Raw genomic sequence first — 17954 nt, 5'->3', positions numbered from 1 at the left:
CGCGGCGCCACAGAGCAATGCCTGTGCCCCACGTCTAGGCCGTAGGTATCTATATGTCTGTTTGATATTATTGTTCATGGTTGTCTTTGCGGTAGCTTGGAACCCCTCGTGACACACCTTCCCCAAAAGCGCTCGGCGTAGGGGTACGGTGGGGCTCGAAAAGTGCCTAAAAAATCAGTGCGGTAGCTGACAAAAAATGGGGGTGTTCTCAGATAGGGGCGCTCTCGGGGCTGAGAGCTGGAGCGCGAAACCAGGAAAAATAACCTGTGCTTTCGTAGCTCCCAAAACAGCACCTCCTAGGCCTTACTGTCAACTTAATTGAGGGTATTTCCGCCGAGAATGACGAAACGTTCAAAAAAAAATGGTTTTTTATAACACACTGAAGCACATGAACCTACGAAACCTATAAAATCGATTTCGCGCTTCTCCAAGAGCCCGATATTTGCTCTTACTATACACAAGCCACCGCATTCTCAAATCGGGTAAACTGATCTCAAAAACCACCACTAAACGCCCCATATGGCCCGTCCAAACAACCTATATCTCATTACAGGAATGCCGGCAGCCGGCAAATCGACCTTCGCTCGCGAACTAGCCCAACGAGTTCGGGCCTGCCTCATCGACATCGACACCTGTACCGAAAATGTGGTGCAAGCCGCCATGAAGCAACTTACGGGCGATCCCGACGACCGCGACAGCCAGCGCTTCAAAGAAACCTTCCGCTCGCCCATCTACGATACGCTCTTCGCCATCGCTGACGAAAACCTCCTCCACACCCACGCCATCATCACCGGCCCCTTCACCAAAGAGCTCAGGAATCCCCAATGGCCCCAAGAGATCCAAGCTCGTCTCAGTACCCCCTGCATAATCAAATGCGTCTTCGTCCACTGCGACCACCAGCTTCGCAAAAAGCGGCTCGTGGAACGCGGCAACCCTCGCGACAACGCTAAGCTCAAGGATTGGGAGGCTTTCTTGCAGTACTATGAACAAGACGCTTTTCCCGAGTACCCGCACCTTCGCGTCGATACCGGCCAAAGCGACCCATTCGAGAAAGCAATCCGAGACGGGCTGCTGGACTAGGACCCTCGCTTGAAAATCCGACCGAGGACCGCTCTCAAATCTTCCGGCACGACCGGCTTGCTCACATAGTCGTCCATCCCTGCCTTCAGGCATTTTTCGCGATCTCCATGCATCGCGTTCGCCGTCATCGCTACGATCGGAATCTGAGCTCGCCAACCACCCATGGAGCGAATGCGACGAGCGGCATCGAGACCATCCATGATTGGCATCTGCCAATCCATGATGATCGCATCCAACTTTTCCGTTCCCGCGACCGCCTCAATGGCCTCCTGTCCATCTCCCGCCACGAGACAGGATACCCCCATGCTCGTGAGCATCCGGGAAGCAACTTTCTGGTTAACCGGGTGGTCTTCCACCAGCAAGACCCGATAGCCAGCAAAGATCCCATCTTCTTCGCGATCTTCCGCCCCGTCGTCCTCAGTCCCTTCTTCGTTCCCCAATTTCTGGATACACTTCTCCAGGCGCGATCTGCTGAACGGCTTGTCAATCGAGTCCGCCAAAGACGCCTTCACGCTGGGATTCAATGCATAACTTCTCACCGCGCTCGCAAAGGAGACGACCCCCTTCAACGCCGAGGCATCCATCCTCACCAGGTCCTTGAGCAACTGCTCATGGGACAGCCCGTTCACCTGACCGGCAAAAACGACAACCTGCTCGCGGCAAGCGCGCAACGCCGTTTCCATCTCCGAAAGGTCCTTGAACAGTCGTGCTTCGAGCCCGAACCAGCGCAATTCCGACTGCAGCATCTCGCCATGGGGCCAATCGTTGTCTACCACGAAAGCGACCCAAGCAATACGCCGCGGCGGCCCTGAGCCATTCGACTGAGGCCGCGCCACCTTTTCCAGGCGAACCGTAAAAGTGAACTCCGAGCCGAGCCCCTGCTTGCTCGAGACCGAAATCGCCCCGCCCATCTTGTCGCACAAGCGCTTGCAAATGGCCAAGCCCAGCCCTGTGCCGCCGAACTTCCGCGTCGTCGTCGAATCGACTTGGCGAAAGGAATCGAAAAGATTCTCGAACGCCGACTCGGGAATGCCGATTCCCGTATCCTTCACGCAAAACTCAAGCGTTTGATGCGTATCAGTCTCTTCGATACAGGTTCCACTGATATCCACTCGACCTGAAATCGTGAACTTGATCGCATTGGAAGCCAAGTTGAGCAAGATCTGCCTCAAACGCCCCGGGTCTCCCAGCACCTGCCCTTCGACGTCGGTCTGAAGGTAGCAACTCAATCCCAAGCCCTTCTCCTCGGCTTGTACCGAAATCATGCCGGAGAGCTCCTCCATGACCTCGCGCAAGTCGAACTCCACCAACTCCAAATCGAGCTCGTTCGCCTCGATCTTCGTATAGTCCAAAATATCGTTGATGAGAGAAAGCAGCGACTCCGACGAGGCGCGAATGGTATCCACGAAATTCTTCTGCTCCTTGCCCAGCTCCATCTCGCTCAGCAAAGCCGTCAATCCGATGATCGCATTCATCGGCGTACGAATTTCATGGCTCATGGATGCAAGGAAAACGTTTTTGGTCCGACTCGCCGACTCCGCCGCAAGCTTCGCCTCCTCCAAGCTCGCGTTGCTCTTCTTCAGCTCCGCCAAGGCTTCGTTAAGCTGGTCCGTCCGCTTGTTGAACCAATAGGCGATTCGCCCGAGCTCGTCGTCCCCCTCCAGCTCCAGCCGCGCCCCGCTATCGCCTCCCAAAGCCAGCTTGCGCACCTCTCCCCGCAAAGCCTTGACCGGCGAAAACATGCTAAACCAAAGGTAAGCGTAAAGAAGGGCGCAGATCAGCGCGACCACGCTCAGGACCGTCTTCGCCACCGTCCCGACCACGTGGGACACTGCCTTGTCCGAATATTCCGACGGCATCGCCACCAGAACCTTCCAGTCCGTCGACGGGACCGAGAACAAACTGATCAAGGAGCTTTGCTTCAGGAAGAACTCCTGCTCCATGCGAAACTGCTCCACCCGCGGCTCGAGGTTGCCGCGCGACAAAAGCGATCCGGCAATTCGCCGGGCTTCATCCGCGTCGATCTGGTACGACTCCGCCGCAAGCCTTTCCGCCAGCCATTTGGATTCCCCCGCGATCGCGCTGCTCACCCTCGCGTCTCCTACTGTACTAAATTTTTCGATACGCTCTGCGATCCCGCTAAACGACGAACGACCGGGAGCGACCTCCCCCACCAAACGGTACTCCACCACTTTCTGTCCCGTCCCATCCAGATGGGAGCGCTTCCCCAGCTCCGGATCGGGGAAAGAGATCAAGCGATTATTACGGTCCACCGCAAACGCGTAGCCTTCGATATGCTCCGCCTGCTCGGCCATAAATTCCGAGATCCCGTCCAACCGCAGGTCCACCGTGGCCACCCCTGCAAAGCGTCCATCCCTCCAATAGGGAGCCGTACAAGTCACCATCGGCACGAACGAATAAGGATCCATGTAAGACTTCGACCAATACACCTCCCCTTTCTGCAAATAGCGGGCCGGCACGTACCACTCCTCGTTGTGGTATCCCGCGCCCGCAGGTTCATTATAGTCGTCGTAGTACAGCAAATTCCCTTCCACGTCGCGCGACCAAAAAAACGAGCGTCGCGCCACGCCTGCCTTGAACTCCCCCGGCTCCGGCCAAATCCCGCCGCCAGCGACCAAACGGTTCGCCGCAGGGATCTCCTCCTCGAAGTTCAAGAGCTTCGGAATCACCTCCCGGTAGACCGATTCGTCGGACGGCAAGGTCTCCCCCAGCTTAGCCAAGGAACGAGTCAAGGCCTCGGTCCCTGCCACGCGCTCTCCTAGCTTCAAGACGATCTTCTGCCCGATCTCGCGATGCAGCTTTTCCGCCTGATCTACGAGCGTGCGCTCCGCCGCAGCCTGGATGGCCACGTAGGTAGCGCCAATCACCAGCGCGAGAAAGACCAGCAGGCCGATCAGCACGCGCACGGATAACTGCTTGTAGGCCGGGGTTTCGGATTCCTGTACAAGTGAGGAGGACATCGGGAGCGGGTTCGGGGAAGTCTTGAAAGTGATATGCGAAACCGCCAAGTAGCAAACGAAACCTAATATTTATTACTTATGCAAATGAACGAAGCACCTCCCACCCCGCAGCAACCAAAATAAATGCAGAACAGGCCGACGCTTTTGGCCGCTAGCAAAAAAGCCCCTTCACTCGGATCAGACCGAGGTGAAGGGGCTCTGAAAAGCGTGTCGCTCCAAGCCGAGAACCAATCCGCTCCAACGGACTAGCGACGGCCGCCGGACTCTTCTTCGATGCGGGCGATGTATTCGCTGACGTTGCAGGTCAGGAGACGCGTTCCATCCTTACGGACTTCCAATACCTTGTTGACCAGCGGATCGAGGAAGTCGCGGTCGTGGCTCACCAATATGATAGTGCCGTCGAAGGCCTTGATCGCGTCTTGCAGCGTCTCCTTGCTTCGGATGTCCAAGTGGTTGGTCGGTTCGTCGAGGATGATGGTGTTGGCCCGCTTCATCAGGATCTTGGCCAAGGCCAAACGATTGCGCTCCCCTCCGGACAGGACCGTGGTCGGCTTGAATACATCGTCCTTGCGGAAAAGCAAAGCTCCCAACACAGCCCGCGGATTCGCGTCCTCGTGCCCCGCGTCGGCAGCCGCAGCCTCCACCTCTTCCAACGCAGTCTTCTGAGGGTCGAGCTCCTCGGCCTGCTGCTGGGCGAAATAGGCCAGCACCGTGTTCAAGCCTACCACCCGCTCTCCGGACTGGAACGGCTCGATGCCCGCCAAGACACGAGCCAAGGTCGACTTACCCGCGCCGTTGACACCTACCACCGCGATACGGTCGCCCTTGTCGATGTGGAAGTTGAAGTTGTTGAAAACCTCGAGATCGCCATAGCGCTTCGACATGTTGATCAGCTCGATCACCTTCTGGCTGCTCGGTGGCGGCTCCGGAAAACGGAAGAACATTTTCCGCTCCGTCTTCGGCATCTCGATGATCTCCAGCTTCTCGAGGGCCTTGATGCGGCTCTGCACCATGGACGCCTTCTTCACGTTGGAACGGAAGCGATTGATGAAGTCCTTCTGGCGCTGGATCTCCTTTTCCTGGTTCGCCTTCTGCTTGCGCAAGGCGTCGAGGCGGGCCTGCGACTCCTTCAGGTAGAAGCTGTAGTTGCCCTTGTAGGAAGAGATGTTGCCCAAGCTGAGGTGCAGGGTGCGATTCGTCACCGCGTCGAGAAAAGCGCGATCGTGGGAAATCACCATGATCGAGCCCTCGTAGCGCTTCAGATAGTCCTCGAACCAGTTCTGGGCGATGATATCCAAGTGGTTGGTCGGCTCGTCGAGGAGCAATAGCGACGGCTGACGCAGCAGGAGCTTCGCCAATGCGATACGCATCTGCCACCCACCGGAAAACTCTCCCGTGTCGCGATCCATGTCCTCGATCGCGAAGCCCAGGCCGAGCAAGACACGCTCGATCTTGGACTTCATCTTCTCCGGCTCGTACTCCTCGAGCTTCTGCTCCCAGCCGCCGATCATGTCGATCATGTCGTAGTACTCCTCGGAACTGGTATCCATCTCGGCCAGCTTCTCGTCCGCCTCGTCGATCTTGGCCTGCAGCTCCAAAGCGTCGTCGAAAGCCGTCTCGACCTCCTTATAGAGAGAGCGGCCCCTTACTTCGATGCCATCCTGCGGCAAGTAGCCGAGCGTCACCCAGTCGGGCTTCTCGAATTCGCCGCGATCGATTTCAACCTCGTCGAGCATCAGCTTCAGCAGCGTCGACTTACCGGCGCCATTGGATCCTACCAGACCAATGCGGTCGCGCACGCCGATCGTAAGCGATACATCGCCGAAAATTACTTTCTCGCCGTAGCGAAGGTGGAGATTCTTGAGTCCGATCATGGTTCTTAAAAAGCGAAGCACCCTAGCAAGGGCGGAAAAAAAAACAACGGCTCATTCAGAAAATTAGAATGAGCCGCTGAGCGGAAAAATTATTAGTCCGAACGCCTCCAGCCTGCATGCGCAGCCGACAGCGATCTGCCCCTGGGGAAGGGAAACTAGTGGGCGTGTCCGAGCTCGTAGCGAGCGGAAGTGAACTCCGTGAGCTTGATCCACGACTTCCACATCGCGTGAAGCTCCTTCTTCTGCTGCTTGATCTCGATCTCCAGCAGCTTACGGCGCTCGTCGGTGGCGCTCTTGAGCTCGCGGATCTTAACCATCAAGGAAGCCGCCTTTTCCTCGAAGTTCTCAGAGAGGTGCTCGAGCTTGTTGTGCAGCTCCTTGGAAGTCTCGTCGATCTCGTGGCGAATGCGCTCCAGCAGCAAGTTCTTGTCCTTCTTGACCAGCATCTGGCGAAGCTTCACGTCGCTCACCCAACGCAGGTCCGAAACGAGACCGAGCTTGGATGAGGTCCAGATCAGCCACTTGGTCGGGTCGAAGTGGTACCAGCGAACCCCGTTGCGGTAGTCGTTCGCCATGGTGTGGTGGTAGTTGTGGTAGCCTTCGCCGAAAGTGAAAAGGGCCAGAACCGCGTTGTCCACCGCCGTCAGCTCCTTCGCATAGGTGCGGGCGCCCCAAACGTGGCACAAGCTGTTGATGAACCAAGTACAGTGGTGGATCGCGAAAAGACGCATGAAGAAACCGGCGAAAAGGGCCGCGATCGGCTCCATGAAGAAACAGCCGATGCCTACCACCGCCACGTTCACGGCGATCGTCATCAAGGCATAGTGGTTGTGCTGGAACATCACCCGCGGGTTCTTGAGCAAGTCCTTCACCAAGCGCTTATCGATCGGCTCGTTGTAGCTGAACATCCACCAGATGTGGGCGTACCAGAAGCCCTTGTTGATGCTGTACGGGTCCTTGTCGGTGTCCACATGGCTGTGGTGGATACGGTGGTCGTGCGACCACTGCAGGGCCGAGGACTCGATCGCCAGGCTAGAAGAAAGCAGGCAGGCCCACTCGTAAACGGGCTTGGCCTTGTAGGTGTTGTGCGAAAACAAGCGGTGGTAACCCGCCGTGATCGAGAAGACCGAAATGGCCCAAGTCACGCCAAACAGCACCAGCGACTCCCAGCTGAAAACAGAAATGTACGCGGGCAGCAGTGCGATGAGCAGCACGTGGTAGCCAGCGATGAAAGCGAATATTCCCCAATTTTTGATACGCATACGTAAATAGACTAAAGACCGAAATAGGGCGCGAATTCCCCTCATTGGCCAGCCTCGTTTCCCTTTGAAACACAAAATTAATAAGTTCAATAAGGCAAAACCGCAGCAATCCCGCGAAGTTCCAAAATTAAGTTAAAAGCGAATTGCCATGAATCCCCTAGGGCGCCACCCACTTTCCCCAAGAACAAGATGGAAGTAACACCTAGCAAAATTCGCGGCATCCTCATCGATCTGGACGGCACCTTCGTCGACCACATCCAAACCATCACGCGCTGTTTCCAATACGCCTGCCGGGAGCTCGGCTTCCAGGAACCGACCTCCGAAAAAGTGAAACGCAGCATCGGCGGATCCATGCCGGTCACCATCCAAAAGTTCCTCCCCGCCGAGCACGTCGAAGCCGGCAAGGAAATCTGGCGCCGCCGCTTCGAGGAAATCCACCTCCAAGGCGTCATCGTGCTGCACGGAGCCGACGAGCTGCTCGACCACTGCAACTCCACCGGACTCAAAGCCGCCATCTTCACCAACAAAACCGGCAGGCACTCCCGAGCCATCATCGAAAACGAAGGCTACAGCGAGCGCTTCGAATTCGTTCTCGGAGCCGAGGACACCCCCTTCCGCAAGCCGCAACCGGAATTCAGCGCCCTCGCCATCGAAAAGATGGGCATCCCCGGAGAGCAGCTCGCCATGGTCGGCGACTCCCCCTTCGACATCCAAGCCGCCCGAGCCGGCGGCATGGCCGCCCTCTGCGTCACCACCGGCTCCCACAATCGCGAAGAGCTGCTCAACGCCGGAGCCGACAAGGTCTTCGACTCCCTCGCCGAGGTCTCCCACTGGCTCGCCTTCGGCCGCTGAGAGGAGCAACTCCAACACCAAGTCCGGGAACAAAGACAGTTGCACGCGGCGACTCAAACGCCACCCTACCTTCCACCTTGCCAGCCCCGTCTAACATAGAATCCCTTTCCGGCGTCCTCGAGCGCATCATCTTCTTCAACGAGGAAAACAACTACACCATCGCCGAACTGCGTCCCGGCGACGGATCCGAAAAAGTCACCATCACCGGCCAACTCGGCGGCGTGCAGTGCGGCGAAACCCTCCGCATCCAAGGGACCTGGACCAAGCACCCCACCCACGGTCCCCAGTTTAAGCTCACCTCCTTCAAGTCCGAGCTGCCCGCCTCCATCTACGGAATTCGCAAGTACTTGGGCAGCGGCCTCGTCAAAGGGGTCTCCAAAGGCCTCGCCGAACGCATCGTCGAACGCTTCGGCGACGACACCCTGCGCGTCATCTCCGAGGAATCCGCCAAGCTCCAGGAAGTCAGCGGCATCGGCAAGCAACGCGCTCGCTCCATCAAGGAAGCCTGGGACGAGCAGGTCGTCCAACGCGAGCTCTTCATCTTCGGCCAAACCTACGGCCTCTCCCCCGCCCTCTGCCTGCGCATGTACAAGCAGTTCGGTCCGGAAGCCACCCAAGTCCTGCGACTCGAGCCCTACCGCGCCGCCCGCGAAGTCCAAGGCATCGGCTTCAAGACGGCCGACAAGATCGCCATCAATACCGGCATCCCCAACGACTCCCCCCAACGCATCGACGCCGGCATCGAGTTCGTCCTGCAGGAGCTGCAAGACGACGGCCACACCGCCTACCCACTCGAGGACCTCGCTGCCCTCGCATCCGAAACGCTCCAGGCCAAGCCCGAAATCGTCCACGAAAGCGTCGGGCGCCTCCTCGCCTCCAAGTCGCTCCGCGCCACCGAAGCCGCCAACGGGCACACCTACCTACAGCTCCCCTACAACTTCTTCGCCGAGGAAAAGATAGCCCTCGCCATCAAGCGCCTCAAGGAAACCGAAAGCTCCCTCCCGCCCATCAAACGCGACATCGCCGTCGATTGGGCCCAGGAAAAAGCGGGCTTCGAATTCGGCGACTCCCAAAAGGAAGCCATCAAAGGATCCCTCGCCAACAAAGTCTTCATCCTCACCGGCGGCCCCGGCACCGGCAAGACCACCATTCTTCGCGCCGTCGTTTCCATCCTCAAGGCCAAGAAGGCCAAGATCCTGCTCGCCGCGCCCACCGGCCGCGCCGCCCAACGTCTCGCCGAATCCACCCGGGCCTACGCCCAGACCATCCACCGGCTCCTCAAGTTCGATCCCTCGGAAGGCGGCTTCGTCATGAACGAAAACAAGCCGCTGTCCGCCGACGTCGTCATCGTCGACGAAGCCTCCATGCTCGACGCCCGGCTCGCCGCAGCCCTGCTCTCCGCCATTCCCTCCCAAGCCCACCTCATCCTCGTGGGCGACGTGGACCAACTCCCCTCCGTCGGAGCCGGCAATGTGCTGAAAGACCTCATCGCGTCTCGAAAAATCCGATACGTCACCCTCGACGTCGTCTTCCGCCAAAAGAAGTTCAGCTCCATTGTCCACTACGCCCACGCCATCAACAAGGGCGAGGTTTCCCTCCCCACCGCCCTCGAAGACGTGCGCCAGCTCGACCCCAAGAAAGACTTCCAGTTCGTCGCCGCCAGCGACCAAAGCGACGCCGCCCACAAAGTCGCGCAAGTATTCGATCTGTTCATACGCGGAGAGCTTTGCCTCGACCCCATCGCCGACGCCCAAACCCTAGCTCCCATGCACAAAGGCCTCGCAGGAGTCGGCAACCTAAACCAGACCCTGCAAGAAACCCTCAACAAACGAACCGAAGCCATACCCTTCGGGCAGTTGAAGTTCAAGGTCGGCGACAAGGTCATCCAAACCCGAAACAACTACGACAAAAACGTCTTCAACGGCGACATCGGCATCGTCACCGGCATCGACGGTGTCAACGGGCTGCTCGACGTCGACTTCGACGGACAGGAGGCCACCTACGATCGTTCTGAGATGATCGACCTGCAGCTCGCCTACGCAGTCAGTATCCACAAATCCCAGGGCAGCGAATACCCCGTAGTGGTCATACCACTACTGAAAGCTCACTTCATGATGCTGCAGCGAAACCTGATCTACACCGCCGTCACACGCGGCAAGAAGAAGATCGTCATCGTAGGCGAACCTGCCGCCTACGCCATGGCCGTGCGCAATTCCGACGCCAAATCCCGCTGCACGCTCCTGCAAGAATTCCTGAGATAGCGGCCACAAAGCCAAACCACGCGAGGCCCTAAACCCGCCGGAAGGCCAAACTCACGTTCGCCCCGCCGAAGCCAGAACTATTGCTCAAGGCCACTCGCGGGCCTTCCGCCAACGTTTCCCGGATCACATTGACTCCTTCGAACTCCGGATCCAAGTCCCGAATATGGGCCGAACCCGGCGTAAAGCCCTCCTTCAAACAGAGGGAAACGATCGATGCCTCCAACGCGCTCGCCAGCGATAGCCCATGCCCCGTCAAGGCCTTCGTGCTGGAAACCTTCGGAGCGTGTCCTTGTTTCGTGAATACTTCCTTAATCGCGCGCCCTTCGCTCAAATCCCCTACCAAGGTCGATGTTGCGTGGGCATTGATGTAGTCGATCTCGCCCGCATCTACCGCCGCGGAACGCAGCGCCCGCTGCATCGCCTCCACGAGGCCAACACCCTCCGGATGCGACATCGCCACATTGTGACCATCGCTAGCCTGGCCCCAGCCGAGCAACTCCGCATAGGGAGTCACGCCGCGACGCAACACCTCCTCCTCGCTTTCGAGCACCAAAACCGCTCCGCCTCCCGTACTCACAAAACCATTACGGCCCTTATCGAAAGGGCAGGAGGCCCGCTCGGGATCACCCTCCAAGGACAAAGCCCGCATCCCCGCAAAGGGCAGCAACGACTCGTCGTTCAAATCCTCTCCCGCAGCCACGAACATCCGCTTCTGCCGCCCCAACGCGATATCGTCGTAGGCGAACCCAATCGCATGCCCCGAAGACGCGCAGGCCGACGAAAAGCCGCACGAATTGCCGCGAATCTTAAATTGGGCCACGAGGTTGAAGCTCAGCGTACCCGCGATCGACGCCACGATTCCCGTCGGCGGACAACGCATAGGGCCGAGCTGATGAAGACGCGTGGTGTTCTGGTGGATCAAGCGCGTCGACCCGCCGGAAGACGTATACATGCCTGTATCCAAATTTGAAATATCCGCTTCCTCGAGCTGGGCGCTCTCGATAGCCTGAACCATGCTCGCATGCACGTAGGGACCATGCGGAGGCAACGATCGCATCACGTCGCGACGGATCCGATACGGAGCCGGCAATACCCAATCCTCGAAATCCGACGAGCTCACATCGAAGCCCTTCACCGTTCCCGCCAGCTTGACCTCGGTCGGGATCTTCGCGTTCTGCGGAGTAAACGCTTCGAAGCCGTGCCTCATGTTGCGCACGCTGTCCACCACCGTGGCCGCATCGTTGCCGATGCTGCTCACTATTCCGATTCCGGTTACAAATACTCGCTGAAGTCCCATGAAGCCTGCTTCGTTCAGCAACGAAAACACGACGGCTCGCGAAACAAGTCGAGCCTAAGCTTGGACTCCGCCCTTGGGGCTCGACTCCTCGGCAGGCGCCACGATCAAGGTAATCTCTTCCGCCGCGGCCGCCTTTTCGCCCCCGACCGAAATCTTGCCCGCGTACACCACCATCGGGTCGCGCCGGCGCTTCAGTTCCACGCTCAGCTCCAAGGTATCCCCGGGCTTGCAAACGCGGCTGCAGCGAACCCCGTCCGCCCCCGTGAAGAAAATCGAGTTCCCCGCCTTTTCCCCCTGCGAATCGTCCGTGACCAAAAAGTGAAAAACGCCGAGCTGCCCGAGCGCCTCCAGCATGATGGAAGCCGGAAATACGGGGTTCTCCTTAAAATGCCCCTTCAAAAAGGCTTCCTTGCCGGAAATACGATACGTCCCCTTCGCCGTCGCCCCATCGATCTCCGCCGTCTGCAAAAACAAAAACGGCTCCTGCTGCGGCATCACCGCCGCGATTTGCTCGATCGGATAGGACTTCGCCTGGGCCACCACTTCCACGCCGGAAAGCTTGGCCGAGATGAACGCCTTCAAGTCGCCCACGGTACGCAAGTCCCAGAGCTCCTCGTTCTTGATGCTCACCCCCAAGGACTCCTCCACCATCATGATCGCCTCGAACATCGTCAGCGAATCCATCCCGAGGTCTTCCATGAACTTCACCGAGTCGTCCCCGCCCTTGAGCGTGTCGACGACCTCCGGCTCCAGAAAGCGCTCGATGATGCCCAGCACCACCGTCGGAACCAGACTCACGTCCCCGCTCCGACGAAACGCAAGAGCGGCAGTAATAGTCTCCGGCGAACAACGCTTCAGGGTCTCCTTCAGGAGCTCGTCGGCGTTCGGTTCGACGGGGCTTGGATTCTGGTTTGTGCTGGAAGCCTCGTTTGCCATTTGAAGCGTGTAAAAAAGGACCGCCGCTTATCCTTGTAAACAGCAAAAGACGGGCCAGCCCCCACATCCTATAGAGCGAGACCGAGCTAGAATGAATCCCCTTAGAGAGGATGCCCCCTTACCCCCGCTCCGCTTTTAGAGTTGATTCGCCCCTACACATTGCCTCCAATCCCCGCAGAATCCGAACCGCCCGCCGCCAAGCCGGGCCGCTACAGAACATGGAACTCGCCGCCAGCGCCCCGATCCTGATACTCACCCATGAGTTCGCCCCCACCAAGGGTGGGATCGCCACCTTCGCGGAAGAAATGGCTCGCGCCGCCGTCAAACTGGGTCGCACCGTCGAAGTTTGGGCCCCTAAAGCCAAGTCGCAGGAAGATTCGGAATTTCCCTTCGACATTCGCCGCCTCGAGCTCAAAGGCAGCCAAGACCTCACCTGCCAAGCCCGCCTCGCCATGCAAATGATCCGCGAGCGCCGACGCCTGCGCAACGCCGTCGTCTACCTCTGCGAGCCCGGCCCCGTGCTCGCCATGTGCTACCTGCAGTTCTTCAAGACCTTCAAGCCCCGCAAGCTCATCCTCACCTTCCACGGCACCGAGATCCAAACCTTCGCCGCCAATCCCGGCAAGCGCATGGCCGTCAACGCCCTCATCAAACGGGCCGACCGCATCAGCACCCCCTCCGAATACACCCACGGCCTGCTCAAGCGAAACTTTCCCCACGCCAAGCGAAAAACCTTCCTCACCCCCTGCGCCCTGCGCTCCGACTTCGCCGAAATCGAAAACCGCCGCAACCGCACCTCCAAGAAGGTCCACATCCTCACCGTCGGCCGCATCCACCCGCGCAAAGGACAAACCTTCATCCTCAACGCCCTCGCCCAGCTCCCCCGCCCCCTCCGCCGCCAAGTCACCTTCTGGGTAGTCGGCACCGGCAAGAAGCACGGCTACGAAAGCGAACTGCGCGAACTCGCCGCCAAGGTCGACTTCGGCGTCACCTTCTTCGGCGACGTCACCAACGAGGAGCTCGAGGACATCTACGCCCGCGCCGACATCTTTTCCATGACCAGCGTCAACTTCCGCAAAAGCGTGGAAGGCTTTGGCCTCGTCTACCTCGAAGCCGCTGCCCACGGCCTTCCCATCGTCGCCCACCGCATCGGCGGCGTCGCCGAAGCCGTCTCCCATGGCGAAAACGGTATCCTCGTCGAACCCGGAAACCAAGCCGAGCTCACCCAAGCCTTCGCCCAGCTCATCCAAGACCGGGACCTCCGCGAAAAAATGGGCCGCAACGGCAAAAAATGGGCTCGCCGCAACACCTGGCTGCAATCCGCCGACCTCCTCTTCAACCGCTGGGACATCACCATCGACCCCAGCCTCGACGAGTCCGAGCGAGCCATCGAGCTCTGCTCCTAAGGAGCTCAACAAAATGTGGGAGCGTGCTTGTCACGCGATTCATTCCAGCATTCCCTCCCTCCATGTTAGAAAGCGTCACCACAATCCAAGTACGCTACGCGGAAACCGACATGATGGGCATCGTCTATCACGCCAACTACCTACCCTGGCTCGAAATCGGCCGCACCGAACTCCTCCGCGAAAACGGACTCCCCTACAAGGAAATCGAAGCGCGCGGCCTCATGCTGCCCGTGCTCGACGTATCCGTTCAATACAAACGCCCCGCCAAGTACGACGACACCGTCACCATCCACACCCGCATCGCCGAAAAGCCCTTCCTCAAGATCAAGATAGCCTACCAGCTTACCCGAGACGGAGAACTCCTCGCCACCGCCAGTACAACCCACGCCTTCATGACCCCCGACGGCCGCCCCACCAAACCGCCCGCCTTCTTCCGCGAAGCCCTCGACAAAAAGTTCACCCCGTAGCGTTGAGTTTTAGCCAGCGTCCCCATTGCAGGATCAACAATCAACTGACCCATACTCCCCCAACACGCTCTCGTCCCTCTCCCCAACTCGCGCCTTAGCCAGCAATCCCTCCGCCTCGTCGCCACAAAGCTGATACACCGCCCATACAGCGTGCCCGCGAACCAGCGCTTCCTCCTCGCTCTCCGCCATCTTCACCAGCTCCGCTTTCACCTCCGCCAAAAAAGCGCCGCGCTCCGCGTCACTCGCTCCCTTTGGCCACCAGTCCTCGCAGCGCAATAAGTTCCCCGCCGCCACGCAGGCATTGCGACGCAGGCCGCTGCGCTTCGTACGCTTCTGCGGCATCTTCCGAAAAATCTCCTGATAGCTTTCCACGTCCAGGCGCAGCAGATCCAGCAACCCCAGCTCCGCCGGAGCGTAGCGAGCCTCCAGCAGCTGCAGTCGCCCCGCCTCCGCAAATCGATTCCAAGGGCAGGCGTCCAAGCAAATATCGCAGCCGTAGACCCGCCCGCCAAACTTCGCCCTCAACTCCACTGGAATCGGTCCGCGGTTTTCGATCGTCTGATACGAGATGCACTTCCGCGTATCCAAAATCCCCGGTTCCACGATGGCTCCGGTCGGACACGCATCCATACACCGAGTGCACTTGCCGCACAGCAAGCCCAAGTGATTCGACTTCTCCTGACCCGCTCCTCCGGCGCGAACCGCCTGATTCTTCTTGAGCGGCTCATCCACCTCGATCTCCAAAGGAACGAAAACCGTGGCCAACAAAAGCCAATTTCCATGCTCCTTCGAGATCAACATCCCGTTCTTGCCCTGCCAGCCCATGCCAGCAGCCGCAGCCCAGCCTCGCTCCATCACCGGCCCCGTATCCGTGTAGTAACGATACTCCCGCGGACCCAACCCGAAACGCTCCTCCAAAAGCGATCCCAGACGCTTCAAGCCCGCCAAAACCGTGTCATGATAATCCCGATACAAGGAATACTTCGCAAAGCCAGCTTGCGAGCGGGCCACCTCGTTCTCCGGCGGAAGGTAGTTCACCCCCAGCATGATCACCGAGCAGGCTCCCTCCAAAATCAACCCGGGATCCAGACGCTTCTCGATCGAACGCGCCATCCACTCCATGTCCGCATGGTAGCCGGCCTCGATCCACTCCTCTAACCGCGCATTCGGAATGGGTCCCAGATCCGTAAAGCGCACCGCATCGAAGCCCAATTCCTGGATCGCCCCGCGCAGTTCCTCCTTTTCCGAACCCGCAATCATCTCGCCCGCTGGGCCGCCTCCAGGCGATACGAACGACACACATGGTTCACCACCTCGTTCACCGTGCGCCCCTCCGTCAAGATGCAGCAATGGGCCTGCTGGTAGATCGGATCCCTCACCGCCAGCAGCTTCTCGATCTCGGCCAAGGGGTCCTCCACTTGCAATAGTGGCCGATTCGAATTGTGCCGCGTCCGCTCGTAAATCCCCTTCGCCGAAGCGATCAATGAAAACACCAGCCCCCGCGACTTCAGCAAATCCATCATGCCCGGCTGCACCGCAAGGCCGCCTCCGCAAGAAATCAAATTTCCTTCGCTCGAATGGCCCGACTCAACAAAAGCCCGCTCCATCTCCCGGAAAGCCCCCTCGCCCACCGACGCGAAAATCTCGGGGATCGACTTCCCCTGCTCCGCCTCGATCGCGTTATCGCTGTCGACAAAGTGTAGCCCCATACGCTGAGCGACCTGGCGTCCCACCGTACTTTTTCCCGTCCCCATAAATCCCACGAGGTAAAGGTTTGGCTTCGATTTCATATTCATTGCACCCAAAAGCCCCGCCCCTACATAGTCTATCCCAAATTTAACAACCCACCACTCCCATTCCTAAACACCTCACAGCAATCATCTTCGGCGGCGGACTCGCCGGCAGCATCCTCGCGGAACGCTTCCAAGCCGCCGGACACAGCATCCTCCTCGTCGACGACCCGAGCAAGTCCCGCTGCTCCCGCGTCGCTGCCGGCCTCATCAACCCCATCGGCGGCAAACGCCTCAAACGCGTCTGGCAAGCCGGCACCCTCATCCCCCACGCCCTCGCCTACTACCAAAAGCTCGAGCAACAACACGCCGCCCCGCTCTACCACCCCCGCCCCATCCACCGTTACTTCGCCAACGCTGACGAAGCCAAGCTCTGGCAAAAGCGCCTCCAAGACCCCGCCTACTCAAACGCCACCACTCCATTGCTGCCTCCCGCCTCGCCCCAAGAGCAAGAGAGCGCCGCCCCAGCAATCGGCTTCATCATTCCCAAAGCCGGCTACCTCGACACCAACGCCCTCCTGGACCTACTCCGCTCCCAGCTTTCCGCCCGCAAGAGCCTTCTGTCCTCAACATTCAACTACGAGGAGATTCAGCTTACCGAAACCGGCGTCTCCTTCCGCGGCCACACCGCCGACTTCGCCATCTTCGCCGAAGGCCATCTCGCCACCCACAACCCCCACTTCAAGTTCATCCCCTACAAACCCGCCAAAGGCGTCATCGCGACTCTAAAAACAGCTCCCCGCCACCAGCCTTCCCACTCCGGAGCTCCAATCATCCTCAAAGGCAAATTCATCGTCCCCCGCCACGACGGCACCCTCCAAGTCGGAGCCACCTACAACTGGGACGACTCCACCGACACGCCCGACGAATCCGGTATCCAAGAACTAACGACATTTCTCGATTCCCACTTCGGCCCCAAGACCTGGCAATTCGACCAAATCCGCGCCGGCGTGCGACCCGCCACCGCAGGCGCTTACCCCGTCGTCGGCCCGCACCCCCTGCACCCACAACTCATCGCCTTCAACGGTTTCGGCAGCAAAGGCTCCCTGCAAATCCCCTACTTCGCCAACGCGCTCACCCAGACACTTATCCCGTCAAATGCCCCCCTTCGCTCTTCTCCCCTCCCCTCCGAAGTCCTCCCCGCCCGCTTCATCAAAAATGCGCTCAGCAAACCCAAACGCTGGATCGCTACCAACGTCGTCAAAGAAGCCATCCAACGAACGCTCCAACCCGGCGACCTCGCCATCGACGCCACCGCCGGCAACGGCCACGACACCCAATGGCTCGCCCAGACCGTAGGTCCTACCGGACACGTATTCGCCTACGACATACAAGAGCAAGCCCTAGCCACCACCCGCACCCGTCTCGCAAAGTACGAGCTGCTCCCCCAAACCACCCTCATCCAAGCCGGTCACGAAACCCTGCTCGAAACGATCCCCGCAGAACACCACGGCCAAATCGCCGCGATCGTATTCAACCTCGGCTTCCTTCCCGGCGGCGACGCCTCCGTCATCACCCTCCCCGACACCACGCTCGCCGCCCTCGAGGCCAGCCTCCAGCTCCTCAAGCCCGGCGGCATCCTCGTCGTCACCCTCTACCCCGCCCACCCCGGAGCCCAACAAGAAGTCGAGCAAGTCCTAGCCTGGCTCGCTCACCTTCCCAAAACCCAATTCCAAACCAAAATCGAACCCCATCCCCAAAACAACCCCAACTCCCCCTATCCGGTTTTCATCCAGAGAAAATCTTAA

Annotated in this window: 13 protein-coding genes; 6 read left to right on the top strand and 7 right to left on the bottom strand. The window is 59.1% G+C overall.

The window, feature by feature from the left end:
• Window positions 1–519 precede the first annotated feature (519 nt).
• Window positions 520–1080 (top strand): ATP-binding protein, encoded by a 561-nt coding sequence (locus QEH57_RS20035; protein WP_309008570.1) that lies wholly within the window; start codon window positions 520–522, stop codon window positions 1078–1080.
• On the opposite strand, the gene QEH57_RS20030 is transcribed toward QEH57_RS20035, so the two are convergent.
• The 3 genes from QEH57_RS20030 to QEH57_RS20020 all read right to left on the bottom strand — a co-directional run bounded on the left by QEH57_RS20030 (window position 1077) and on the right by QEH57_RS20020 (window position 7197).
• Window positions 1077–4061, bottom strand: a complete 2985-nt coding sequence (locus tag QEH57_RS20030) for a response regulator (RefSeq protein ID WP_309008569.1) — start codon at window positions 4059–4061, stop codon at window positions 1077–1079. The two genes, QEH57_RS20035 and QEH57_RS20030, sit on opposite strands and share 4 nt — an antisense overlap.
• 245 nt (window positions 4062–4306) lie before the next feature.
• Window positions 4307–5935 (bottom strand): ABC-F family ATP-binding cassette domain-containing protein, encoded by a 1629-nt coding sequence (locus QEH57_RS20025; RefSeq protein ID WP_309008568.1) that lies wholly within the window; start codon window positions 5933–5935, stop codon window positions 4307–4309.
• 155 nt (window positions 5936–6090) lie between these two features.
• Complete coding sequence (locus tag QEH57_RS20020) at window positions 6091–7197, bottom strand: fatty acid desaturase (protein WP_309008567.1); 1107 nt, start codon at window positions 7195–7197, stop codon at window positions 6091–6093.
• 189 nt (window positions 7198–7386) lie between these two features.
• Here QEH57_RS20020 and QEH57_RS20015 point away from each other — a divergent pair, with 189 nt between their 5' ends.
• Together QEH57_RS20015 and QEH57_RS20010 are read left to right on the top strand one after the other, a co-directional pair.
• Window positions 7387–8049 carry an HAD family hydrolase gene (locus tag QEH57_RS20015; RefSeq protein ID WP_309008566.1) on the top strand — a complete coding sequence of 221 codons (663 nt, stop codon included), beginning with the start codon at window positions 7387–7389 and terminating at the stop codon, window positions 8047–8049.
• 77 nt (window positions 8050–8126) lie between these two features.
• A complete protein-coding gene (locus QEH57_RS20010) occupies window positions 8127–10310 on the top strand; it encodes an ATP-dependent RecD-like DNA helicase (RefSeq protein ID WP_309008565.1) in 2184 nt (727 codons plus the stop codon).
• A gap of 28 nt (window positions 10311–10338) precedes the next feature.
• Here the strand turns inward: QEH57_RS20010 and QEH57_RS20005 are convergent, their stop codons facing one another.
• The gene (locus tag QEH57_RS20005) at window positions 10339–11607 is read right to left on the bottom strand and encodes a beta-ketoacyl-[acyl-carrier-protein] synthase family protein (RefSeq protein WP_309008564.1); all 1269 of its coding nucleotides are present in this window, start codon (window positions 11605–11607) and stop codon (window positions 10339–10341) included.
• 54 nt (window positions 11608–11661) lie between these two features.
• Window positions 11662–12543, bottom strand: a complete 882-nt coding sequence (locus tag QEH57_RS20000) for a phosphopantetheine-binding protein (RefSeq protein WP_309008563.1) — start codon at window positions 12541–12543, stop codon at window positions 11662–11664.
• Between the two features lie 218 nt (window positions 12544–12761).
• Between QEH57_RS20000 and QEH57_RS19995 the strand changes: the two genes are divergently transcribed.
• Window positions 12762–13949 (top strand): glycosyltransferase family 4 protein, encoded by a 1188-nt coding sequence (locus QEH57_RS19995; protein ID WP_309008562.1) that lies wholly within the window; start codon window positions 12762–12764, stop codon window positions 13947–13949.
• Between the two features lie 62 nt (window positions 13950–14011).
• Window positions 14012–14416 carry a thioesterase family protein gene (locus QEH57_RS19990; protein WP_309008560.1) on the top strand — a complete coding sequence of 135 codons (405 nt, stop codon included), beginning with the start codon at window positions 14012–14014 and terminating at the stop codon, window positions 14414–14416.
• A gap of 33 nt (window positions 14417–14449) precedes the next feature.
• Here the strand turns inward: QEH57_RS19990 and QEH57_RS19985 are convergent, their stop codons facing one another.
• Together QEH57_RS19985 and QEH57_RS19980 are read right to left on the bottom strand one after the other, a co-directional pair.
• Window positions 14450–15676 (bottom strand): QueG-associated DUF1730 domain-containing protein, encoded by a 1227-nt coding sequence (locus QEH57_RS19985; protein ID WP_309008559.1) that lies wholly within the window; start codon window positions 15674–15676, stop codon window positions 14450–14452.
• On the bottom strand, window positions 15673–16206 hold the full coding sequence (locus tag QEH57_RS19980) for a shikimate kinase (protein WP_309008558.1): 534 nt from the start codon (window positions 16204–16206) through the stop codon (window positions 15673–15675). Before QEH57_RS19980 ends, QEH57_RS19985 begins: the two co-directional genes overlap by 4 nt.
• A gap of 65 nt (window positions 16207–16271) precedes the next feature.
• Between QEH57_RS19980 and QEH57_RS19975 the strand changes: the two genes are divergently transcribed.
• Window positions 16272–17954 carry an FAD-dependent oxidoreductase gene (locus tag QEH57_RS19975; RefSeq protein WP_309008671.1) on the top strand — a complete coding sequence of 561 codons (1683 nt, stop codon included), beginning with the start codon at window positions 16272–16274 and terminating at the stop codon, window positions 17952–17954.

It is taken from the genome of Pelagicoccus sp. SDUM812005, from assembly GCF_031127875.1.
Taxonomy (GTDB): Bacteria; Verrucomicrobiota; Verrucomicrobiia; order Opitutales; family Opitutaceae; genus Pelagicoccus.
Note: the sequence above shows the minus strand (reverse complement) of the source record. Positions and strands in the feature narration are given on the sequence as shown.